At 74.5% G+C, this 23,722-nt stretch carries 14 protein-coding genes; 9 read left to right on the top strand and 5 right to left on the bottom strand.

Annotated features, from left to right (window positions below; translation table 11 throughout):
* Positions 1-111: 111 nt before the first annotated feature.
* Positions 112-1,137 (top strand): hypothetical protein, encoded by a 1,026-nt coding sequence (locus ACSNOD_RS11735; RefSeq protein ID WP_436766794.1) that lies wholly within the window; start codon positions 112-114, stop codon positions 1,135-1,137.
* Between the two features lie 89 nt (positions 1,138-1,226).
* Here ACSNOD_RS11735 and ACSNOD_RS11730 read toward each other — a convergent pair whose 3' ends face one another.
* The gene (locus ACSNOD_RS11730) at positions 1,227-2,504 is read right to left on the bottom strand and encodes a serine hydrolase domain-containing protein (protein WP_436766793.1); all 1,278 of its coding nucleotides are present in this window, start codon (positions 2,502-2,504) and stop codon (positions 1,227-1,229) included.
* Between the two features lie 457 nt (positions 2,505-2,961).
* On the opposite strand from ACSNOD_RS11730, the gene ACSNOD_RS11725 reads away from it, so the two are divergent.
* The 3 genes from ACSNOD_RS11725 to pepN all read left to right on the top strand — a co-directional run bounded on the left by ACSNOD_RS11725 (position 2,962) and on the right by pepN (position 10,202).
* Positions 2,962-6,255: a S8 family serine peptidase gene (locus ACSNOD_RS11725; protein ID WP_436766792.1), complete on the top strand. Its 3,294-nt coding sequence runs from the start codon at positions 2,962-2,964 to the stop codon at positions 6,253-6,255.
* Between the two features lie 83 nt (positions 6,256-6,338).
* Positions 6,339-7,364, top strand: coding sequence for an aspartate-semialdehyde dehydrogenase (locus ACSNOD_RS11720; protein ID WP_436766791.1), 1,026 nt, complete (start codon positions 6,339-6,341; stop codon positions 7,362-7,364).
* 258 nt (positions 7,365-7,622) lie between these two features.
* A complete protein-coding gene (gene pepN, locus ACSNOD_RS11715) occupies positions 7,623-10,202 on the top strand; it encodes an aminopeptidase N (RefSeq protein WP_436766790.1) in 2,580 nt (859 codons plus the stop codon).
* A 1,673-nt stretch (positions 10,203-11,875) separates the two neighbouring features.
* Here the strand turns inward: pepN and ACSNOD_RS11710 are convergent.
* The 3 genes from ACSNOD_RS11710 to ACSNOD_RS11700 form a co-directional block, all read right to left on the bottom strand.
* The gene (locus ACSNOD_RS11710; RefSeq protein WP_436766789.1) at positions 11,876-12,115 is read right to left on the bottom strand and encodes a hypothetical protein; all 240 of its coding nucleotides are present in this window, start codon (positions 12,113-12,115) and stop codon (positions 11,876-11,878) included.
* Between the two features lie 105 nt (positions 12,116-12,220).
* Positions 12,221-14,329 carry a 4-alpha-glucanotransferase gene (gene malQ / locus ACSNOD_RS11705; protein WP_436766788.1) on the bottom strand — a complete coding sequence of 703 codons (2,109 nt, stop codon included), beginning with the start codon at positions 14,327-14,329 and terminating at the stop codon, positions 12,221-12,223.
* Positions 14,329-14,475 carry a hypothetical protein gene (locus ACSNOD_RS11700; RefSeq protein ID WP_436766787.1) on the bottom strand — a complete coding sequence of 49 codons (147 nt, stop codon included), beginning with the start codon at positions 14,473-14,475 and terminating at the stop codon, positions 14,329-14,331. Before ACSNOD_RS11700 ends, malQ begins: the two co-directional genes overlap by 1 nt.
* A gap of 404 nt (positions 14,476-14,879) precedes the next feature.
* On the opposite strand from ACSNOD_RS11700, the gene ACSNOD_RS11695 reads away from it, so the two are divergent.
* Positions 14,880-18,059 carry a beta-N-acetylglucosaminidase domain-containing protein gene (locus tag ACSNOD_RS11695; RefSeq protein WP_436766795.1) on the top strand — a complete coding sequence of 1,060 codons (3,180 nt, stop codon included), beginning with the start codon at positions 14,880-14,882 and terminating at the stop codon, positions 18,057-18,059.
* Here ACSNOD_RS11695 and ACSNOD_RS11690 read toward each other — a convergent pair.
* A complete protein-coding gene (locus tag ACSNOD_RS11690; RefSeq protein WP_436766786.1) occupies positions 18,051-18,587 on the bottom strand; it encodes an HNH endonuclease in 537 nt (178 codons plus the stop codon). The two genes, ACSNOD_RS11695 and ACSNOD_RS11690, sit on opposite strands and share 9 nt — an antisense overlap.
* 247 nt (positions 18,588-18,834) lie before the next feature.
* Between ACSNOD_RS11690 and ACSNOD_RS11685 the strand changes: the two genes are divergently transcribed.
* From ACSNOD_RS11685 to ACSNOD_RS11670, 4 genes are all read left to right on the top strand, one after another.
* Positions 18,835-19,971 carry a mechanosensitive ion channel family protein gene (locus tag ACSNOD_RS11685; protein WP_436766785.1) on the top strand — a complete coding sequence of 379 codons (1,137 nt, stop codon included), beginning with the start codon at positions 18,835-18,837 and terminating at the stop codon, positions 19,969-19,971.
* Between the two features lie 146 nt (positions 19,972-20,117).
* Complete coding sequence (locus ACSNOD_RS11680; protein ID WP_436766784.1) at positions 20,118-21,359, top strand: ROK family transcriptional regulator; 1,242 nt, start codon at positions 20,118-20,120, stop codon at positions 21,357-21,359.
* Positions 21,360-21,405: 46 nt separating this feature from the next.
* Positions 21,406-22,698: a 6-phospho-beta-glucosidase gene (locus tag ACSNOD_RS11675; protein ID WP_436766783.1), complete on the top strand. Its 1,293-nt coding sequence runs from the start codon at positions 21,406-21,408 to the stop codon at positions 22,696-22,698.
* The gene (locus ACSNOD_RS11670; protein ID WP_436766782.1) at positions 22,695-23,708 is read left to right on the top strand and encodes an N-acetylglucosamine kinase; all 1,014 of its coding nucleotides are present in this window, start codon (positions 22,695-22,697) and stop codon (positions 23,706-23,708) included. The genes ACSNOD_RS11675 and ACSNOD_RS11670 overlap by 4 nt, the downstream gene beginning before the upstream one ends.
* The last annotated feature ends 14 nt before the right edge of the window (positions 23,709-23,722 follow it).

Below are 23,722 nucleotides of genomic sequence, written 5' to 3'. Positions count from 1 at the left end.
GGTTCTCGGGGGCGCGTCGGGGGGCGCGCGGACGGGGGCGCCATGTCGCCGTTCGTCGACGGGTCTGTAACACCGGTTAGTCACCCCCGTCCCACCGGGAATCGGCGTCGCATGAACCACAACACCCCGCTCTCGCCCCGCCCGTTGAGCCACCTCTCCGACGCCCAGCGCCTCGTCCTGACCACCCGTCAACTGCGCGAGCACGGCGTCTCCCCCGCCACCGCCGGCGAGCGCTGCCGCCCCGGCGGCCCCTGGCAACAGACCCTCCCCGGCGTCTATCTGCTCCATCCCGGGCCGCCGACCAGCGAGGAGCGGCTGCACGCGGCGCTGCTCTACGCCGCCCGGCCCGGCCGCGCGACCGAGGCCGCGCCGGCCGCCGGCGACCCGTACCACCAGGTGATGATCACCGGGCTGGCCGCGCTCGCCCTGCACCGCTTCGCCTCCGCGCCCCCGCTGATCTCCCTGGACCGCATCGAGGTGCTGGTCCCCCGCACCCGCCGGCCGCGCTCCAGCGGCTACGCCCAGGTGCTGCGGGCGCCGGCGGCCCTGCCCCGGGCCGAGTGGATCACCGGGGTGCCGGTGGCGCCCGTGGCGCGGGCGCTGGCGGACGCCGTGAGCCGGCTGACCGATGCCACGGCGGTGCGCCGGCTGCTGATGGAGGCGGTGCGCGAGGGCCACTGCGAGGCCGCCTCGGTGGTCCGGGAGCTGACCCAGGCGCGGCTGCTGACCCTGCCGCACGTGGTGGACGCGGTGGACACGCTGGTCGCCGAGGGGCGGGCGCTCGCCGAGGGCCGCCTCTACGAGCTGGTGCGCGGCTTCGGGCTGCCGGAGCCGCTGTGGAACGTCGACCTGCGGCTGCCGGGCGGCCCGCACCTGGGCTCCGTGGACGCCTACTGGCCCGAGCAGGCGGTGGCCCTGGAGATCGACGCGCGGGCGCCGCGCCACGACGAGGACGCGCTGTGGGCGGAGTACGCCCGGCGGCGCGACCAGTTGGAGCGGCTGGGCATCACCGTCATCCACGTCACCCCGCGCAAGCTGCGCAACGCGCTGGAACAGCAGGCCACGGTGGTCCGTACGGCGCTGATGGCGTCCGTGGACCGGGACCCGCACGCGTACGTCGTCGTCCAGCCGCGGTGAGGGGTGCGAGCGGGGCGACGGCGCGTACGGCGTGGACGGCGGACCGGGCGCGCCGGCCCGCCGTCCGGACTGCCGCTTCGGGCCTTGCCTCAGCGGCGGGCGAGCGGCCCGGCCACGGCGGCGGGCAGCGAGGTGTTCGCCTCGCCCGTGAGCATGTCCTTGGGCGCCTCCGGCACCTTGCCGCAGAACGCCGCCTCCAGCAGGGCGTCGCTCATGTGCCAGTCGGAGTTGTAGTTGAACGCGGCGGAGCGACTGCCGTCGCGGGTGGTCGCGACGACGGACAGCGCGCCGATCACCCCGCCCGTGTGGCCCCACACCTCCGTGCCGCACGAAAGCTTCGTGGGGTAGATGCCGAGCCCATAGCTCCTGCCGGGCGCGTCGCCCGCGGGGACGGTGGTGAGCATCTCGTCCAACTGGCGCTTGGGCAGCAGCTTGCCGGTGAACAGGGCGCGGTGGAAGCGGCTCAGGTCCTCGGTGGTGGAGACGATGTCACCGGCTCCCCAGTACCAGCTGGGGGTGTGCCGGGTGACGTCGTGGACGCCCTGCCCGGGGTCGGTGGCGCCCAGCGTGGAGTACGCGCGGCTGTGCGGCCGGGGCATGTCGGGCGAGGTGGGCACCGTGGTCCCCGTCAGGCCGGCCCGCTTCACCACCCGGCGTTCGATCTCCTCCCCGTAGGGGCGGCCGGTCACCTTCTCGATGACCATCGCGGCCAGGACGTAGTTGGTGTTGGAGTAGTTCCACGAGGTGCCGGGCGCGAAGTCGGGCGCGTGGCCCATGGCGATGGCGACCAGTTCCCGGGGAGCCATCGGCGTGAAGCGGTTCTCGTAGTAGTGCGTGCTCAGCTTTTCCTGGAAGTCCGGGTCGTGGTCGTAGCTGTAGATGCCGCTGGTGTGGTTGAGCATCCGGCGCAGGGTGATCCGGCTGCCGTCGTGGCCGTTGCCCCGGACGACGCCGGGCAGCCAGCGCTCCACCGTGTCGTCGAGGTCGAGTCTGCCCTCGGCCTCCAGTTGCAGCAGGGTGGTGGCGACGAAGGTCTTGGTGATGGAGCCGACGCGGAAGCGGTCGTCGGCGGCGCGGGGCTTGCCGGTCTTCCGGTCGCCGACCCCGGCGGTGCCGCGCCAGACGGACGTGTCGTCCCGCATCCGGCCGACCACCCCGACGGCACCCGCCTCGACCTCGGCGGCCATGGCGGCGCGGAGGGCGTCGTGTCCCCGCTCGGCGGCCCGATCGGCGCCGGCGGTCCGTTCGGCGCCGGGCGCCCGGTCGTCGCCGGCGGCCACCGCGGCGGGCGCGGTCAGTGCCGCGGCGGCCAGCGCGGCCGTCGCCACGAGGCCGACGACCGAGGTCCGTGCGATGCGCAATGACATGATCTGTGCCCTTTCTTCGGGCGGGGACGCGGCACGGCGGTGACACGTCCGCGACACGCCGTCGTGTCGCGAGGGAAGAGACTCGACCGGTGCCACGGGCGTTGCTCCGGGGGCCGCGGCGGTGACGACATCCGGCCATGATCCGGACGCCCGGACGACGGGCCCGGCGAAGCCCGACCGCCGCCGATCGGCAATGATCATTCAAGGACCGTTTATGACAGGCGTGTTAACTCTGCTTGTCGCGCGATGACACATCCCCCGGCCGACCCGCGCCGCGCCGGAAAGCGGAGCAATCGATTCACCCGCATTGCCAGCGGTTCGCTCCGGATGGCGGTTGGCGGAAACATGCCAGCGCGTGAACATACCCCGGGCAACTCTCCCCAAACAGCAGTCACTTACATAAAAGTGAACGGTCATCCGGTTCCCCGTTCCGGAACTTTTCTTTTTCACCACAGGGATGACCATGTCTGCACCTTCCATACCCGGGGCGAGACGCGCTGTGCGCATCGCGCTCGCGGCCGGCGTGGTGGCCGCGCTGGCCGCCACGGGCGCCGCTCCCGCCCTCGCCGCGGCCGCCGACCACGGCCCCGGCACGGGTCCCGGCCCCGTCAAGTCCGCGGGCGACAAGCTCGGGGCGACGGACGCCGCGCTGCTCGCCGAGGCCAAGGCCGACGGCGAGAAGAACATCACGATGATGATCGCCACCGCCCCCGGCACGGCCGGGCAGGTCGCCGACCAGCTCGACGCCGTCGAGGGCGCCACCGTGGGCCGCACCCACGACAAGCTCGGCTACGTGCGGGCGACGGTGCCCACCGGCGAGGCCGACGCCGCCATCGCCAAGGCCCAGAAGCTGTCGGCCGTGCACGGCATCGACCTCAAGCAGGAGATCGAGCTGCCGGACCCCACCCCCGACGGCGACCGCTCCCAGGGCGCGTCCACCGCGGGCAAGGGCGGCTACCCCGCGCCCGGCAAGGACACCCCGGCCAAGAACCCGTACCAGCCGTCCTTCGAGACCGGCGCCGTCGACTTCGTGAAGGACCACCCGCAGGCCGACGGCCGGGGCATCACCATCGGTGTCCTGGACTCCGGTGTGGACCTGGCCCACCCGGCGCTGCAGAAGACCACCACCGGCGAGCGCAAGATCGTCGACTGGGTGACCGCCACCGACCCGCTGGTCGACCAGGACGCCACCTGGCGCCCCATGACCACCTCGGTCGCCGGCCCCACCTTCACGTACAACAACAAGACCTACACCGCGCCCGCCGGCTCGTACCAGGTCAACGTCTTCCGCGAGAGCGCCACGGCCGGCGGCGACATGGCCGGCGACCTCAACCGGGACGGCGACACCACCGACTCCTGGGCCGTGCTCTACGACAAGGCCGCCGGCACCGTCCGCGTGGACCTGGACGACGACGGCGACCTGGCCGAAGAGCCGGCCATGAAGCCGTACAAGGAGAACTTCGACGTCCGCTTCTTCGGCCAGGACAAGCCGGAGACGCCGATCGCCGAGGCCATCCCGTTCGTGGTGGAGATCCGCAAGGACGTCGCCACCGACACCGCCGGCGGCAAGGCCGACTTCGTCAACATCGGCATCGTGGAGTCCGCGCACGGCACCCATGTCGCGGGCATCACCGCCGCCAACGGCCTGTTCGGCGGGAGGATGAACGGCGCCGCCCCCGGCGCGAAGATCGTCTCCTCCCGCGCCTGCACCTGGAGCGGCGGCTGCACCAATGTCGCGCTCACCGAGGGCATGATCGACCTGGTGGCCAACCGCGGCGTCGACATCGTCAACATGTCGATCGGCGGGCTGCCCCCGCTGAACGACGGCAACAACGCCCGCGCCGAGCTCTACACCCGGCTCATCGACACCTACGGCGTCCAGCTGGTGATCTCCGCGGGCAACAGCGGCCCCGGCACCAACACCATCGGCGACCCGGCCCTCGCCGACAAGGTGATCAGCGTCGGCGCCTCCGTGAGCAAGGAGACCTGGGCGGCCAACTACGGCTCCGAGGTCGCCAAGAAGTACGCCATGTTCCCCTTCTCCTCCCGCGGCCCGCGCGAGGACGGCGGCTTCACCCCCACCCTCACCGCGCCCGGCGCCTCCGTGAACACCATCCCCAGCTGGCAGGCGGGCCAGCCGACCGCCGAGGCCGGCTACGCCCTGCCGCCCGGCTACGGCATGTTCCAGGGCACCTCGATGGCCGCCCCGCAGGCCGCCGGCGCCTCGGCGCTGCTGCTCTCGGCCGCCAAGCAGAAGAAGGTCCAGCTCTCCCCCGCCACCCTGCGGACCGCGCTGACCAGCACCGCCCGGGAGATCCGCGGCGCCCAGGCGTACGAGCAGGGCGCCGGCCTGATCGACATCGAGGAGGCGTGGGACGCCATCCGCGACGGCTCAAGCGCCCATGAGTACACCGTCAAGGCGCCGGTGAAGACGGCGCTGTCGGACAAGCTCAAGACCCCCGGCTTCGGCACCGGCCTCTACGACCGCGAGGGCGGCCTCAAGGCCGGCGAGTCCCGCACGTACGAGATCACCCTCACCCGCACCACGGGCCCCGACCGCCCCGTGCGGCACGAGCTGGACCTGAAGAACAACGACGGCACGTTCCGCATCGTCGGTGACGACGACGTCAAGCTGCCGCTGAACAAGCCGGTCACCGTCAAGCTCGCCGCCAAGCCGAAGGCCGACGGCATCCACAGCGCCGTGCTGGAGCTGGACGACGAGCGCACCGAGGGCGTCGACAAGCAGATCCTGACCACCGTGGTCGTGGAGAAGCCGCTGGTCAAGCCCTCGTACACGGTCCAGGCCGCGGGCACCGCGCAGCGCAACAGCCACACCTCGTACTTCGTGCGGGTGCCGGCCGGCGCGAAGTCCCTGGAGGTCGCGCTGGGCGGCCTGAAGGCCGGCAGCCAGACCCGGTGGATCGCGATCAACCCCTACGGGGTCCCGGTCGACCCGACCGGCACGCCGAACTGCTACCCGAACTACCCCAACCCGGCGAACACCTGCCGCCCCGACCTGCGCTCCTACGCCAACCCCATCCCGGGCGTGTGGGAGATCGAGGTCGAGTCCCGGCGCACCTCGCCGCTGCTGGACAACCCGTACACGCTCACCGCGAGCGCGCTCGGCACCACCTTCGACCCGGCCGTGCGCAGCGTGCCCGAGGCCAAGGTCGGCACGGCGACCCCCGTCCAGTGGACCGTGACCAACGGCTTCGCCGCGTTCGACGGCAGGCTGAAGGGCGGCGAGCTGGGCTCCGCCAAGGCGGTCCGCCCCTCGATCAAGCAGGGCGAGAAGCGGGAGACCACCGTCGTCCTCGGCGAGGGCGTCTCCAAGCTGGAGGCCACCATCGGCCGCACCTCCGACAGCGGCGCCGACCTGGACCTGGCCGTGCTCAAGGACGGCAAGGTCGTCGGCTCCTCGGCGGACGGCGACTCGGAGGAGTCGGTGACCCTGGTCAAGCCGGCCGCCGGCACCTACACCATCGCGGTCACCGGCTACGCGGTCCCCTCGGGGGCCACCGAGTACGACTACCGCGATGTGTTCTTCGCCCCCTCCCTCGGCACCGTGAAGGTCGACGAGACCCGGCCCGTGAAGCTGGGCAGCGGGGCATCCGCGCAGGTCGGCGCCGAGATCGTGGTCGCCGGCGAGGCTCCCGAGGGCCGGGTGTTCTTCGGTGACGTGCAGCTGCTGACCGCCCGGGGCACGGCCACCGGCACCGGCAGCGTCCGCATCGAGAAGACCATCCCGTAGGTTCGAGGACAATGGTGACCGGGGCGGGCGCTCGTCAGGGGGCCCGCCCCGGTCACATCGCGATGAGGTGAGGAGCGGCAGGTATGAGGATCGGTATCGTCGGAGCCACCGGCCAGGTCGGCGGAGTGATGCGCAAGGTGCTCGCCGAGCGCGGCTTCCCGCTGGAGCAGCTCCGGCTGTTCGCCTCGGCCCGTTCGGCCGGGCGCACCCTGCCGTGGCAGGACACCGAGATCGCCGTGGAGGACGCCGCCACGGCCGACTACTCCGGCCTGGACATCGTGCTCTTCTCCGCCGGCGGCGCCACCTCCAAGGCGCTGGCCGAGAAGGTCGCCGCCCAGGGCGCGGTCGTGATCGACAACTCCTCCGCGTGGCGGCTCGACCCCGAGGTGCCCCTGGTGGTCGCCGAGGTCAACCCGCATGCCGTGGCCCAGCGGCCCAAGGGGATCATCGCCAACCCGAACTGCACCACGATGGCCGCGATGCCCGTGCTGCGCCCGCTGCACGCCGAGGCGGGGCTGACCGCCCTGGTCGCCACCACGTACCAGGCCGTCTCCGGCTCCGGGCTGGCCGGCGTCAGCGAGCTGGAGGGCCAGGTCGCCAAGGTCATCGAGCGGGCCGCCGAGCTCACGCACGACGGCTCCGCCGTGGACTTCCCCGAGCCCGACGTCTACGCCCGCCCCATCGCGTTCAATGTGCTCCCGCTGGCCGGCAAGATCGTCGACGACGGCCGGTTCGAGACGGACGAGGAGCAGAAGCTCCGCAATGAGAGCCGCAAGATCCTGGAGATCCCGGGGCTGAAGGTCTCCGGCACCTGTGTGCGGGTGCCGGTCTTCACCGGTCACTCGCTCCAGATCAACGCGGCCTTCGAGCGGCCGATCGGTGTGGAGCGGGCGTACGAGCTGCTGAGCGCCGCCGCCGGTGTCGAGCTGTCGGAGATCCCCACGCCGCTCCAGGCCGCCGGGCGCGACGCCAGCTACGTGGGGCGCATCCGGGTGGACGAGACCGTCGACAACGGCCTGGCGCTGTTCGTCTCCAACGACAACCTGCGCAAGGGCGCGGCGCTCAACGCGGTCCAGATCGCGGAGCTGGTCGCGGCCGAGCGGGCCTGATCGGCGGGAGACCGGTTCCGACCGGTCCAGGGGCGGGGCGGGGTGCCGGACGGGCACCCCCCCCCCCCCCCCCCCCCCCCCCCGCCCCTTTTCTCGCGTCCGGGTCCGTTCGTGCGCGTCCGGGTCCGTTGGGGCGCGTTCGTGTCCGTTGGGGCGCGTTCGTTCGCGCGCCGCGCACGGTGCGAAACAGGATCGGCGGGGGCGGAACGCTCGTGGAAGGATGGCCGCACAACGTCACACGAACGAGGAGATGACCGGGTGCCTGGCACGAATCTGACCCGCGAAGAGGCGCAGCGGCGGGCGCGCCTGCTCACCGTCCACTCGTACGACATCGAGCTGGACCTGTCCGGGGCACAGGAGGGAGGGACCTTCCGGTCGGTCACCACCGTGCGCTTCGACTCCGCGGAGGCCGGCGCCGACACCTTCATCGACCTGGTGGCCCCCACCGTGCGGTCCGTGGTGCTCAACGGGGCGCCGCTGGAGCCGGCCGACGTCTTCCAGGACTCCCGGATCGTGCTGCCCGGCCTCGCCGAGGGCGCCAACGAGCTGCGGGTCGTCGCCGACTGCGCCTACACCAACACGGGCGAGGGCCTGCACCGCTTCGTCGACCCCGTCGACCAGCAGGCGTACCTCTACACCCAGTTCGAGGTGCCCGACGCCCGCCGGGTCTTCGCCTCCTTCGAGCAGCCGGACCTCAAGGCGACCTTCGCCTTCACCGTGACAGCGCCCGAGGGCTGGACGGTCATCTCGAACTCGCCGACGCCCGAACCCAAGGACAACGTCTGGCACTTCGAGCCGACGCCGCGCATCTCCACGTACATCACCGCGCTGATCGCCGGCCCGTACCACAGCGTGCACAGCAGCTGGGAGGGCGAGGGCGGCCGGACCGTGCCGCTGGGCATCTACTGCCGGCCGTCGCTGGCCGAGCACCTCGACGCGGACGCGATCTTCGAGGTGACGCGGCAGGGCTTCGACTGGTTCGAGGAGAAGTTCGACCACCCCTACCCGTTCGCCAAGTACGACCAGCTCTTCGTGCCGGAGTTCAACGCGGGCGCCATGGAGAACGCGGGCGCGGTCACCATTCGCGACCAGTACGTCTTCCGCTCCAAGGTGACGGACGCGGCATACGAGACGCGCGCCGAGACCATCCTCCACGAGCTGGCCCACATGTGGTTCGGCGACCTGGTGACCATGGAGTGGTGGAACGACCTGTGGCTGAACGAGTCGTTCGCCACGTACACCTCGATCGCCTGCCAGGCCGCCGCGCCCGGCAGCCGGTGGCCGCACGCCTGGACCACCTTCGCCAACTCCATGAAGACCTGGGCGTACCGGCAGGACCAGCTGCCCTCCACCCACCCGATCATGGCCGAGATCCGCGATCTCGACGACGTGCTGGTCAACTTCGACGGCATCACCTACGCCAAGGGCGCCAGCGTCCTCAAGCAGCTCGTCGCCTATGTGGGCGAGGACGCGTTCTTCCGGGGCGTGCAGGCGTACTTCAAGCGGCACGCCTTCGGCAACACCCGCCTCGGCGACCTGCTCTCCGCGCTGGAGGAGACCAGCGGCCGGGACCTGAAGACCTGGTCGCGGAAGTGGCTGGAGACCGCCGGCATCAATGTGCTGCGGCCCCGCGTCGAGACCGACGCGTCCGGCGTCATCACGGCCTTCGCCGTGGCGCAGGAGGCCCCCGCGCTGCCCGCCGGCGCCACCGGCGAGCCGACCCTGCGGCCGCACCGCATCGCCATCGGCCTCTACGAGCGCGCCGACGGCAAGCTCGTGCGCACCGACCGGATCGAGCTCGACGTCGACGGCGCGCTCACGGAGGTGCCGCAGCTCGTCGGCCGGCAGCGGCCGGCCGTCGTCCTGCTCAACGACGACGACCTGTCGTACGCCAAGGTGCGCCTGGACGAGGAGTCCCTGGCCACGGTCGTACGGCACCTCGGCAGCTTCGCCGAGTCGCTGCCGCGCGCGCTGTGCTGGGCCTCCGCCTGGGACATGACCCGCGACGGCGAGCTCGCCACCCGCGACTACCTGGAGCTGGTGCTCACCGGCATCACCGAGGAGAGCGACATCGGCGTGGTGCAGTCGCTGCACCGCCAGGTCAAGCTCGCCCTCGACCTCTACGCCGCCCCCGCCTGGCGCGAGCGTGGCCTCGCCACGTGGAGCGAGGCCACGCTGGAGCGGCTGCGGGCCGCCGCGCCCGGCAGCGACCACCAGCTCGCCTGGGCACGCGCGTTCGCCGCCACCGCCCGCACGGGCGAGCAGCTCGACCTGCTCGCCGCGCTGCTCGACGGCCGCGAGAGCGTCGAGGGGCTCGTCGTCGACACGGAGCTGCGCTGGGCCTTCCTGGAGCGGCTCGCGGCCACGGGCCGCGCCGATGACGAGGCCATCGCCGCGGAGCTGGAGCGGGACCGCACGTCCGCGGGCGAGCGGCACGCCGCGACGGCGCGGGCCGCGCGGCCGACCGCCGAGGCCAAGGCCGAGGCGTGGGCGTCGGTCGTCGAGTCCGACACGCTGCCCAACGCGGTGCAGGAGGCGGTGATCGCGGGCTTCGTCCAGCCTGACCAGCAGGAACTGCTCGCCCCGTACACCGCGCGGTACTTCGCGGCGGTCAAGGGCGTCTGGGAGTCGCGCAGCCACGAGATGGCGCAGCAGATCGCGGTCGGGCTCTACCCGACGCTCCAGGTCTCCGAGGAGACGCTGGCGGCGACGGACGCGTGGCTGGAGGCGGCGCAGCCGAACGCGGCGCTGCGGCGGCTGGTGACGGAGTCCCGCGCGGGCGTGGACCGCGCGCTCCGCGCCCAGGCGGCGGACGCGGCGGCGGCCGACCAACCGTAACGCTGCGCTGAGCTCTGCGCGACGTCCATGCGGGTGCGTTTGCGCTTCGCGCGACGCAACCCCCTCCCCGGCCTCCGGCCGGGGAGGGGTGCCCGGCCGAAGGCCGGGGAACGTCGACGGCCGCGGCGCGAGGCGCTACGCGGCGCTGCGCGGGTGCGTCGCACTGCACGCGACGTGGCGCGTCGCCACCTCGCGCTTCCGGCGCAGCGCCTAGCGCTGGGCCCTGCGGGGCGTCGCGCCTGCGGGCGCGTTCGCGCTTCGCGCGACGTGAGGTGGCACCACCTCGCGTTTCCAGCGCGACGCGCGCGGGGCTCAGCCCCCGGCCTCCGGCCAGGGAGGGGTGTCCGGCCGGAGGCCGGAGGAACGCCGCCGGCCGCGCCGCCTCCCGCTGCGCGGAGCTGCACCTGCGGGCGGGTCGCACTGAACGGCGTTGCGCGAGCGCGCTGCGCTTCACATGACGTGAGATCGCGCGCCTCGCGCCGCGCTGGGCCCTGCGCGGAGCTGCACCTGCGGGCGGGCTGCGCTTCGCGCGACGTGGGGTGGCATCGCCTCGCGTTTCCAGCGCGACGCGCGCGGGGCTCAGCCCCCGGCCTCCGGCCGGGGAGCGCGGCCGGCCGGAGGCCGGAGGAACATCGACGGCCGCGCCGCCTCCCGCTGAGCGGAGCTGCGCGGGTGCGTCGCACTTGAGGTGGCGTGACCGCGCCGTGCCCCTCGCGGCGCGGGACGCTGCGCGGCGCTGCGCCGCGCGTGACGTGAGGCCACGCTGCGCCTCGCCGCCGCGCTGGGCTCTACGCAATGCTGCGGGCGCGTTGCGCTCACGCGCCGTGAGGTCGCGTCGCGTTTCCAGCGCGGCGCTTCGCGCGACGCAACCCCCTCCCCGGCCTCCGGCCGGGGAGGACGCGACCGGCCGGAGGCCGGGGAGCGTTTTGACGGCCTCGCCGCCTCGCGCTGCGCGGCGTCGCGCGGGTGCGCTGCGCTTCACGCGACGCGAGGTCACATCGTGTTTCCCTCGCGGAGCGTCCCGCTGCGCGGCGTTGCGCGAGCGCGCTGCGCCTCACGTGACGCAACGGGCGTCACGTCGCGTTTCCAGCGCGACGCGCTGGGCTCACCCTTCCCCGGCCGGAGGCCGGGGAGCGCGGCTGGCCGGAGCACGCCGACGGCCGCGCCGTCCCGCTTCGCGGAGCTGCGCCTGCGGGCGGGTCGCAGTGCACGCGACGCGAGGTCACATCGTGTTTCCCTCGCGGAGCGTCCCGCTGCGCGGCGTTGCGCCTGCGAGCGCGCTGCGCTTCGCGCGACATGAGGTCACGCCGCCTCGCGCTGCGCCTGCGGAGGCGCGTCGCCCGCTGCGGCCGAAGGCCGGCGTCACGGCCCGCCGGAGGCCGCGCATCTACTTCACCCCGGCCTTCGGCCTGGGTGGGGGATTGTTGGCCGGAGGCCGGCCGATGACGGAGACGGCCGGAGGCCGGGGAACGTCGACGGCCGGGGAAACGCTGCCGGCCGCGGGGGCGTGAACTGCCCGTGGCGGCGTTGGTCGCCGCGGAAGCGCGGCACAGCTACGGAAAACGTCGACGGCCGCGGCGCGGAGGCATGGGGCTCCGCGGCGCGGCCGAAAGACGTACAGCGTGGCGATCAGGTCGGTCATGGTCGGCCACGACCATGACCCGGCGCTCGTGTCAGGCCCGATTCTGGCCCTTGCGGGACTGGTCGCCCACGATCACGAGGCCGGCGATCACGAGGAACGCGACGATCGGCGCGGCCACGTAGAGGCCCAGCGTCTGGGCGACGCTCAGGCCCGGGCCCGGGTCGTCACCGTCGTCGCGGGTGAGCGCGAACGCGGGGGACGACATCAGCAGCATCATCAGCGTCGTACCGGCGGTCACCGCACCGGCGCGCAGGGCGTTCTTCTTCTCCACAGGGCCAACGTAGCGAACGCCTTCGCGAGCCGCGCGCCCGGGGTGCCCGAACGGACGTCCGCCCAGGTCCGGTGGGACGGTCGGATCGTCCCACCGGCCCCCGGGTCAGGGGCGCCCCGCGCCGCCCGGCCGCTGGTCGGCCGAGGCGAGCCGCCGCGAAAGATCCCCCATCAGGGCGTGCAGCCGAGGCGAGGACACCAGCTGCTCCAGGGTGACGGGCCGCCCCCGCGCGTCCGCGATCGGCAGCCGCCAGTTCGGATACTCGTCCCACGTGCCGGGCAGGTTCTGCGGGCGCCGGTCCCCCACCGCGTCCGGCAGCCAGACGCCGATCATCAGGGCGGGCGTACGGGCGAGGAAGCGGTAGACCGCCTTGATCGTGCCCTCCTCGTCCTCGACGCCCTCCGGCAGCAGCCCGAGCCGGCCGAGGAGGCCCAGCCACTCGGCGACCTCCACCGCGTCCGCCGCCTGCTCCAGCATCAGCGGCCGGGTGAGCAGCCCGAGCCGGTGGCGCAGCTCGACGTGCTCACCGGTCAGCCGGGCGGCCGTGCTGGGCAGGTCGTGCGTGGTGGCGGTGGCGAGACAGCCCGCGCGCCAGTCCTCCGGGGCCAGCGGGCTGGGGCTGCCCCGCCCCGGCGGCGCCGCGTCGTAATCGCGTTCGAACCAGAGCACCGACGTACCCAGCACCCCGCGCCGCGCCAGCGCGTCCCGCACGCCCGGCTCGACCGTGCCGAGGTCCTCGCCGATGACGACGGCGCCCGCGCGGTGCGCCTCCAGGGCGAGGACGCCGAGCATGGCCTCGGCGTCGTAGCGGACGTACGTGCCCTCCGTGGGGTCGTGCCCCTCCGGCACCCACCACAGCCGGAAGAGCCCCATGACGTGGTCGATGCGCAGCGCGCCCGCGTGGCGCAGCAGCCCGCGCAGCAGATCGCGGTAGGGGGCGTAGCCGGACGCGGCGAGGGCGTCGGGGCGCCAGGGCGGCAGCCCCCAGTCCTGGCCGCGGGAGTTGAACGCGTCCGGTGGCGCGCCGATGGACATGCCGGTGGCGAACGCGTCCTGCTGCGCCCAGGCGTCGGCGCCGGCGGGGTGCACCCCGACGGCGAGGTCGTGGACGAGCCCGATGGGCATCCCGGCGTCCAGCGCGGCCCGTTGGGCGGCGGCGAGCTGGCTGTCGGTGAGCCAGGCGAGCCAGCAGTGGAAGTCGACGCGGTCCTGGAGCTCGCCGCGGGCTCGGGCGGTCTGCCGGGAGCGCGGGTCGCGCAGCGCGACGGGCCAGGAGGGCCAGTGGGGGCCGTGGGCCTCGGCGAGCGCGCACCAGGTGGCGTGGTCGTCGAGGGCCTGCCCCTGGTGGGCGAGGAAGTCGCAGTAGGCGGCGCGGCGCCCGGGGCTCAGCGGCACCTGGGCGACCAGCTCCAGCGCCTCCCGCTTGAGCCGCCAGACGGCGTCGCGGTCGATGAGCGCGTCCTCGCGCAGTACGGCCTCGCGCAGCGCCGCGGCCTCGGTGAGCAGTTCGGCGGCCCGCCGGCGGGCCGGCCCGGCGAGGTACGCGTACTCGGGCACGTCCTCGACCCGCAGATGGACGGGGTCGGGGAAGCGGCGGGAGGAGGGGCGGTACGGCGAGGGGTCGGTGGGCTCGCCGGGGACGGCCGCGTGCAGCGGGTTGAGCTGGAGGAAGCCGGCGCCCAGGGAGCGGCCGGACCAGGCGGCGAGATCGGCGAGGTCGGCAAGGTCGCCCATGCCCCAGGAGCGGGACGAGAGCAGGGAGTAGAGCTGGACCAGGAAGCCGTGGGTGCGGCCGGCGGGCCGGGGCACCCGCTCGGGGGCGACGACGAGCGTGGCGCGGGCCGTCCGCCCGTCGGGAGCGCGGGCGCACAGGGTGTGGCTGCCGAGGCCGACGCGCGGGTCGCCGGCGCCCTCCTCCGGCCACTCCACCGTGTCGCCGGACTCGGTCTCCACGCGCAGCACGGTGCCCTCGGGGAGCGGCACGCCGAGCGACCCGCCGGGGCCGGTGACGACGCAGGGCGGCAGGAGGCGGCGGGTGCGCCGTCGCTCGTGCTCGGTGAGGGAGCGCCGTACGGCGTCGGGGGTCGACGCGTCGACGCCGAGCGCCGCCAGCACGGCGACGACGGTCTCCTCGGGCACCTCGACGGTGCGGCCGGGGGCGGGCGCGTAGGAGGTGGCGACGCCGTGCAGGGCGGCGAGCCGCGCTCGGCCCATCAGACCTCCATGGACTCCGGGCCGGCGTCGGGCGCGGCGGCCGGCGGGACGGTCGGGGACCCGGCCGGGGCGGTCTCCGGGGCGATACGGGTGTGCGGGACAGGTTTGGACAGGGCGGAGAGCAGAAGCTGGGCGGCGGCGGGCACGGGGGCCTCCGATGGTCGGCGGCAGAGGGACACAGCAGCTCTACCCACTGGGCCCGACGGCAGACGTACCGGGGGACGGAACGTGTGCGGGCTCACGTGGGTTCCCGCGGGGGCCGCGCCCGGACAGGGGCATTGGCGGCACATCGGTCACTCCCGTTGACACCCTCCGTACGGGGGTGGTGGGCTCGGGGCCCGAGTGAGGCGCGCGCTCCGGTGGGACGCGAGCGCCGAGCCGGCCCCGTACGGCGCGAACCTCGCTCCGTACGGGCGGCACACGGCACGCCACCGCGGGCGCGTGCCGGGCGAGAGCACCAGGGCAAGGGGGAAGGGCCGTGCGGTTCCGGGCAGCCAGACGTATCGGCCGCACCCCCAAGGTGGCCGGCGCCACGGCCGTGACCGCCGCCATGATCGGCGGCCTGCTGGGCGGCGCCTCGACGGCCGTCGCCGCGCCGCCCGCGCCGGGCCCCGCCGACACCCCGGCCGCCGTGCCGGAGCGCGGGAACGCGGGCGCGCTGCCCCCGGTCTGGCCCCGGCCGCAGGAGGCGCGGGCCCAGGGCGCTCCGGTGGCGATCGGCCCGGAGGCCGTCCTGGTGGCGGACCCCGACACCGACCCGTACGCGATGGAGGCGCTGCGCACGCTGCTGCGGGACGCGGGCGCCGGGACCGTGCGGGAGGTGCGGACGGGGGAGCCGCTGCCGGCGCGCGGAACGGTGGTGTACGCCGGCGGACGGAGCGCCGTGGACGCCCTGACCGCTCTGCGCGCGCCCGCGCGGGACGACCTGCCCTCCGGGGGCTACCGGCTGGCGACCGGGCAGTGGGCCGGGCGGGACACCGTCGCGCTCGACGGCACGGGCCCGGACGGCCTGTTCCACGCCGTGCAGACGCTGCGGCAGCTCGTCGTGGCCCGGGGCTCGGGCAAGCAGATCGCCGGGGCCGTCGTCCGCGACTGGCCGGTGACGCCCGTGCGGGGCACCACCGAGGGCTTCTACGGCCGCCCGTGGACGCTCGAACAGCGCCTCGGGCACCTGGACTTCATGGGCCGCACCAAGCAGAACCGCTACCTCTACGCCCCGGGCGACGACCCGTACCGCCAGGCCCGCTGGCGGGAGCCGTACCCGGCGGACCAGCGCGAGGACTTCCGGGCGCTCGCCGAGCACGCGCGCCGCAACCATGTGACGCTCGGCTGGGCGGTCGCGCCCGGCCAGGCCCTGTGCTTCTCCTCCGGCAAGGACCTCAGGGCGCTGATCCGCAAGCTGGACGCCATGTGGGCGCTGGGCGCGCGCTCGTTCCAGCTCCAGTTCCAGGACGTCAGCTACAGCGAGTGGCACTGCGACGAGGACGCCGACACCTTCGGCTCCGGCCCCGCGGCGGCGGCGACAGCACAGGCGCGCGTGGCGAACGCCGTGGCGAAGCATCTGGGCGAGCGCTACCCCGACGCGCCGCCGCTGTCGGTGATGCCGACGGAGTACTACCAGAAGGGCGCCACGGACTACCGCCGGGCGCTCGCCACCGAGCTGGACCCGGCGGTCGAGGTCGCCTGGACCGGCGTCGGTGTGGTGCCCCGGACCATCACGGGCGGCGAACTGGCCACCGCCCGCGAGGCGTTCGGCCACCGGCTGGTCACCATGGACAACTACCCGGTCAACGACTACGCCCAGGGCCGGATCTTCCTCGGCCCGTACACCGGGCGCGAGCCCGCCGTGGCGACCGGGTCCGCCGGGCTGCTGGCCAACGCCATGGCCCAGCCGACCGCCTCCCGGATTCCGCTGTTCACGACCGCCGACTTCGCCTGGAACCCGCGCGACTACCGGCCGGGCGAGTCCTGGCAGGCGGCCATCGACGACCTGGCGGGCGGCGACGGCCCGACGCGCGAGGCGCTGCGCGCGCTCGCCGCGAACAACGCCTCCTCGCTGCTGAGCGGCGGGTCCCAGGCGGGCGGGTCGCAGCCGGACGGGTCGCAGGCGGGCGGGTCGCAGGCGGGCAGCGGGGCGGAGTCGAACGGCGGGCCCGCGCCGGGCGGCGAGTCCGCGTATCTGCGCCCTCTGATCGACGCCTTCCGTACGGCGCGCGGCGCCAACCAGGGCCAGGGGGGCCCGGGGAGCCCGGGGAGCGTCGGCCGGGAGCTGGCCGAGGCCGCCGGGCGGCTGCGCGCCGCGTTCACCGTGATGCGCGAGAGCAAGGACCGACTGACCCGCACGTCCGGCTTCGACGCCGAAGTCTCCCCGTGGCTCGCCCAGTTGAGCCGGTACGGGGCCGCGGGCGAGCGCACCGTGGACATGCTGCTCGCCCAGGAGCGGGGCGACGGCGCCGCGGCCTGGCGCGCCCAGCTCGACGTCGAGGCGCTCCGCGAGCGGATCGACGCGGAGCCCGCGGTCGTGGGCCAGGGCGTGCTGGGGCCGTTCCTCGACGAGTCGCTGGCCGCGGCCGAGGCGTGGACGGGCGTCGCCCACGCCCAGCCGCGCGAGGCCGTCACCGAGGGCACCTCGGAGCTGACCGTGGACTTCGGCGGGGCCCGCACCCTGGACACGGTGACCGTACTGAGCGAGCCCGGCCAGGGCTCCCCCACCGCGCTGGAGGCGCGGGTGCCGGGCGAGGGCTGGAAGCGCATCGGCGCGCTCGCCGACAGTGGCTGGACCCAGGCGCAGGCGCGCGGAGTACGGGCCGAGGCCGTCCGGCTGGTCTGGCCGGAGGACGGCACGCCGCCCCAGGTGCACGGCGTGGTGCCGTGGTTCGCCGACACCCCGGCCGCCCGGCTGGACCTCGCCGCGACCGACACGGACGTCGAGATCGGCGGCGCGCCCCAGACCGTACGGGCCGAGCTGACCCCGCAGCGCCCCACCACGGTGCGCGAGCGGCTCACCGTACGGCCGCCGCAGGGCATCCGGGTGAAGGCCCCGCAGGAGATCACCATGGAGCGCGGCGCCAAGGCGTCGGTTTCCCTGGAGGTGAGCGTCCCCGCCGGGACGCCCTCGGGCAGCTACGCGGTGCCGCTGGAGATCGCCGGCGAGCGGCGCACGCTGACCGTACGGGCGCATCCGCGCACCGACGGGGCGGACCTGGCGCGCCAGGCGCGGGCGACCTCCTCCGGCGACGAGACGGACGCCTTCCCGGCCTCGGCCGTCACCGACGGCGACCCCGCGACCCGCTGGTCCTCGCCCGCCGAGGACGGCGCCTGGCTGCAGCTGGAGCTGCCCCGCCCGACCCGGGTGGGCCGGGTGGTGCTGGGCTGGCAGGACGCGTACGCGAGCCGCTACCGGGTGCAGGTCTCGGCCGACGGGCGGATCTGGCGCACGGCGGCCACCGTGGCGGAGGGCAGGGGCGGCCGGGAGACCGTGCGGATGGACGCCGCCGACACTCGGTTCGTGCGCGTCCAGGGCGAGCGGCGGGCGACGCGCTTCGGCTATTCGCTGTGGTCGGTGGAGGTCTACGCGGTGGCCGAGGCGGGCGCGGCCCCCGGCACGCCCTCCGGGGCGCCCTCCGGCACACCTTCCGGCGCCGGCACGCCTTCCGGCGCGGGCGCGTCCACCGCCCCGGGCGCCGGCAGTGGCGGGGCCCGGCAGCAGGAAGGCCCGGCCTCAGGCTGAGATGCCGTCGATCCGGGCCATCGCGTCCTCCGCGCCGTACGGTTGCAGATACGGCAGCCAGCGGGGGTCCCGATGGCCCGTGCCGATGATCCGCCAGGCCAGGCCGGAGGGCGGGGCCGGCTGGTGCCGCAGCCGCCAGCCCAGCTCGGCGACGTGCCGGTCGGCCTTGACGTGATTGCAGCGGCGGCAGGCCGCCACCACGTTCTCCCAGGCGTGCTGGCCGCCGCGGCTGCGCGGAATGACGTGGTCGACGCTGGTTGCGACGCCCCCGCAGTACGCGCACCGGCCGCCGTCCCGGGCGAACAGGGCCCGCCGGGTCAGTGGAACGGGCCCCCGAAAGGGGACCCGCACGAAGCGCTTGAGCCGCACCACGCTGGGTGCGGGTACGACACGGGTCGCGCTGTGCATGAGGGCGCCGGAGTCCTCGAGGCTGATCGCCTTGTCATTGAGCACGAGGATGAGCGCGCGGCGGAGCGGTACGACACCCAGCGGCTCGTACGACGCGTTGAGGACCAGGACATGCGGCACGGTGCCTCCTTGTACGCCGGCGGCGCGTGGCTCGCGCCGGGACGATCTGCTCTCAGTCTCTCCTCATGCCTGGTCGTGGCGCCACCACGTACCCGTAACGCATCAAGAGTGTTTTCCCCCACACCCCGTATCTGCCCCCGCACAACCCCGCTCTCTCTCGAACAGAGCAACGGGGCCCCTCGTTTGCCCCGTTAGTGTGGTGGGACTGCCCGTGCATGTCCTGACGGGCCGGCCGGTCCCCGGCCCGATGTCCCACACGGAAGGTCTCGCTGTGTCCTGGCCCCTCGCCGCGTCCCCCACCGCGTCCCTCGCCTCGGAACGGCCCCCGACGGCCCCCTCGCTCCTGGAAGCCCAGCAGAACGCCTCCCAGGCGGCGGGCTGGCTGGAGGAGAACTGGTCGATCTGGCTCGGAGCGGGCCTGCGCATCCTCCTCATCGTGGTCATCGCGTTCGCGGTGCGCTCGGTGGTACGCAAGACCATTACCCGGCTGATAGCGCGGATGAACCGCTCCGCCCAGGCCGTCGAGGGCACCGCCCTGGGCGGGCTGCTGGTCAACGCCGAGCGGCGGCGGCAGCGGTCCGAGGCCATCGGATCGGTGCTCCGCAGCGTCTGTTCCTTTGTGATCCTGGGCACGGCGGCGCTGACCGTCCTGTCCGTGCTCAACATCAACCTGGCGCCACTGCTGGCCAGCGCCGGTGTCGCGGGCGTGGCGATCGGTTTCGGCGCGCGCAACCTGGTCACCGACTTCCTCTCCGGCGTCTTCATGATCCTGGAGGACCAGTACGGCGTCGGGGACACCATCGACGCGGGGGTCGCCTCCGGCGAGGTGATCGAGGTGGGGCTGCGCGTGACCAAGCTGCGCGGCGACCAGGGCGAGATCTGGTACGTGCGCAACGGCGAGGTCAAGCGGATCGGCAACAAGAGCCAGGGCTGGGCCACGGCCGCCGTGGACGTGCAGGTGCGCTACGACGAGGACCTGGAGAAGGCCCGCGCGGTCATCACCGAGGTCGGCGAGCGGATGGCCAAGGACGAGCCGTGGAACGAGAAGCTGTGGGGGCCCGTGGAGGTGCTGGGGCTGGAGTCGGTCACCCTCGACGCGATGGTGATCAGCACGCAGACCCGGACCATGCCCGGCACGTCGCTCGGCGTGGAGCGGGAGCTGCGCTGGCGCATCAAACGAGCGTTCGACGAGGCGGGCATCCGGATCGTCGGCGGGGTGTCGCTGGAGCAGTCGGTGGAGGCCGCCGCCGACCCGACCGCGGCCATCGCCGCCCCGTCGGCGCTGGCCAGCCCGACCTCGCCGCAGTCGCTGGCCACCGCGCCGATACCGGCGCCCGCGCCGGTGCCGCACGCGACCGGCGGCCCGAGCCTGACCAAGTCCTGAGCGCAGCCCCGGGCCGCGTCCTGAGCGAGTCCTGTGCGCCCTGAGCGACTCCTGCGCGGGGCGCTCCGAGGGGTTGACGCCACTCTCGGGCGGCTCTAGCGTCCCCGATCAATAGGAAACCTTCCTAACAGTGCCGGGGGCGCGCCATGGGGACGGCCGGGACACCAGGAACGCCGGGGCCGTCAGCGCCACCGGCGATGCCGGGGACGCCCCGCGTGCTGCGGGCGATGAACGACCGCGCCGCCCTCGATCTGCTGCTGGCGCACGGCCCCCTCTCCCGCACCCGGATCGGCAAGCTGACCGGCCTCTCCAAGCCCACCGCCTCCCAGTTGCTGGCGCGGCTGGAGGCGGCCGGGCTGGTGATCGCCACCGGCATCAGCGAGGGCCGCCCGGGCCCCGGGGCGCGGCTCTACGCGATCAACCCGGCAGCCGCCCACGTGGGCGGCTGCGATGTCACCGGGGCCCGGATTCGGGCGGCCGTCGCCGACATCACGGGGCGCACCGTCGGCGCGTACGAGCTGCCCACCGGCGGCCGGCGGGCGGAGGGGGCCGTCCGGCGGGTCGTCGAGGCCCTCGACGGCGCGGCCGAGGCCGCCGGCCTGGGGCGGTCCGACCTCCACCGGGTGGTCATCGGCACGCCCGGCGCGTTCGACCCCGGCAGCGGCCGGCTGCGCTACGCCGGCCACCTGTCCGGCTGGCACTCCCCCACCCTGCTGGAGGAGCTGGCCGCGGCGCTGCCGATGCCGCTGGAGTACGAGAACGACGTGAACCTCGCCGCCGTCGCCGAACAGCGCCTGGGCGCCGCGCGCGGTCAGGACGACTTCGTGCTGCTGTGGAACCAGGAGGGCATCGGCGCGGCCGTCGTGATCAACGGCAGGCTGCACCGCGGGCGCACCGGCGGCGCCGGCGAGGTGGGCTTCCTGCCGGTGCCCGGCGCCCCGCTGGTCCGGCGGGTGGCGCGGGTGGGCAGCGGCGGCTTCCAGGAGCTGGCGGGCGCGCAGATGGTGCCCGAGGCGGCCCGGGAGCTGGGCCTGCCCGTGCCGGACGGCCCGTACGCCGAGGTGGCCGCGGCGGTCCTGGCGCGGGCCGCGGCCGGTGACGACGAGCCCTCGGCCGCGCTGCTGCGGCGCTTCGCGACCGGCATGGCGGTGGGGCTGGCGGCGATGGTGGCCGTGCTCGACCCCGGGCTGATCGTGCTCAGCGGCGGGGTGATCGCGGCGGGCGGCGAGCGGCTGCGCGGCCTGATCCGGGCCGAGTTGGGCGAGCTCGCCGCGCAGCCGCCGCGGCTCGTGATCGGGGCGGTCTCCGAACAGCCCGTGCTCTGCGGGGCGTTGCAGAGCGCCCTGGCCGCCACGCGGGACGAGGTCTTCGACACGTCCCGCTGCTGAAGCGAAGGCTGAAGTGAAGGCAGGAGTGAAGGAGTGAAGGGCTGACATGCGGCTCGCGGTAGTCGGAGGGGGCTCCACCTACACCCCCGAACTCATCGACGGATTCGCGCGGCTGCGCGCGTCCCTCCCCGTGGACGAACTGGTGCTCGTCGACCCCGACGAGCACCGGCTGGAGCTGGTCGGAGGCCTCGCCCGCCGGATCTTCGCCAAGCAGGGCCACCCCGGCACCATCGTCACCACAGGACACCTGGAGGCGGGCGTCACGGGCGCCGACGCCGTACTGCTCCAGTTGCGCGTCGGCGGCCAGGCGGCCAGGCAGCGGGACGAGACCTGGCCCCTGGAGTGCAGCTGCGTGGGGCAGGAGACCACGGGCGCGGGCGGGCTCGCCAAGGCGCTGCGCACCGTGCCGGTCGTCCTCGACATCGCCGAACGGGTGCGCCGCGCCAGCCCCGGCGCCTGGCTGATCGACTTCACCAACCCGGTGGGCATCGTGACCCGCGCGCTGCTCCGGGCCGGGCACCGTGCCGTAGGACTGTGCAACGTGGCCATCGGCCTGCAGCGGAAGTTCGCCGCCCTGCTGGACGTGCGGCCCCACGACCTCCACCTCGACCACGTCGGCCTCAACCACCTCACCTGGGAGCGCGGGGTGCGCCTCGGCGGACCCGACGGCGAGGACCTGCTGCCCCGGCTCCTCGCGGAGCACGGCGACACCGTCGCCGACGACCTGCGGCTGCCGCGCCCGCTGCTCGACCGGCTCGGCGTCGTGCCGTCCTACTACCTCCGCTACTTCTACGCCCACGACGAGGTCGTGGAGGAGCTCCGGACCAAGCCGTCGCGGGCCGCGGAGGTGGCCGCGATGGAGAAGCGGCTGCTGGCCCTGTACGCCGACCCGGGGCTCGACGAGAAGCCGGAGCTGCTCGCGCGGCGGGGTGGGGCGTTCTACTCCGAGGCGGCCGTCGCGCTCACCGCGGCGCTCCTCGGCAGTGGGAGTGGGAGTGGGAACGACATCCAGGGGGGCAACGACATCCAGGTGGTCAACACGTACAACCGGGGCACGCTGCCGTTCCTCCCCGACGACGCCGTGATCGAGGTCCCCGCGCGGGTCTCCCCGGCCGGCGCGGCGCCCCTGCCCGTCACCGAGCTGGACCCGCTTCTGGCCGGGCTGGTGGCGAACGTCAGCGCGTACGAGGACCTGGCGCTGGAGGCGGCGCTGCGCGGGGGCCGCGACCGGGTCTTCAAGGCTCTGCTCGCCCACCCGCTGATCGGCCAGTACGCCGTTGCCGACGGCCTCACCGACCGTCTGATCGCACACAACCGGGAGCATCTCGCGTGGGCGTGACAGGACTGCGTGCGGGGGATGCGGCGGGGGGCGAGCCGGCCGCCGTACTGGCCATCGACGCGGGCAACACCAAGACCGATGTGGCGCTCGTGGCCGCCGACGGCGGCGTGCTCGGCACGGCGCGCGGCGGCGGCTTCCGGCCGTCGGCCGCCGGCGTGGACTCCGCCGTCGACGTCCTCGCCGAAGCGGTCGGCCGCGCCCTGACCGCGGCCGGGCTCGCCCCCGGCCACGGCGTCCACGCCACGCATGTGTCGGCCTGTCTGGCCAACGCCGACCTGCCGGTGGAGGAGGAACGGCTCCAGCGGGCGGTGCGCGAGCGCGGCTGGGGCCGCACCACCGAGGTCGTCAACGACACGTTCGCCGTACTGCGCGCCGGGGTCGACGTGCCGCACGGGGTCGCCGTGGTGTGCGGCGCGGGCATCAACTGCGTCGGCATGACCGAGGACGGGCGCACCGCGCGCTTCCCCGCCATCGGCCGGATCTCCGGCGACTGGGGCGGCGGCCAGGGCCTCGCGGAGGAGGCGCTGTGGTGGGCGGCGCGCGCGGAGGACGGGCGCGGGGAGCGTACGGCGCTGGCGCGCACGCTCCCCGGGCACTACGGGCTCACCACGATGCGCGCCCTGATCGAGGCGCTCCACCTCGGGCGGATCGGCGCGGGGCGCAAACACGAGCTGGTGCCCGTGCTCTTCGCCACGGCGGAGGACGGTGACGCGATCGCCCGCGCGATCGTACGGCGGCAGGCGGAGGAGATCGCCACGATGGCGGCGGTGGCGCTGGAGCGGCTCGAACTGCTCGACGAGGAGACCCCGGTGGTCCTCGGCGGCGGGATCGTCGCGGCGCGCCGACCGCTGCTGCTCGACGCGGTGACGGAGCTACTGGCGGCACGAGCGCCGAAGGCGGTGCCGGTGGTGACGGCGACGCCCCCGGTCCTGGGCGCGGCCCTGCTGGGCCTCGACCGCGTGGCCGCGCCGGCCGAGGCCCACGCGAGACTGCGCTCCCACTACGCGTGACCTCGGCCGCCCCG

Origin of the sequence: Streptomyces sp. URMC 123 (assembly GCF_051386515.1) — a bacterium.
Classification (GTDB): domain Bacteria; phylum Actinomycetota; class Actinomycetes; order Streptomycetales; family Streptomycetaceae; genus Streptomyces.
Note: the sequence above shows the minus strand (reverse complement) of the source record. Positions and strands in the feature narration are given on the sequence as shown.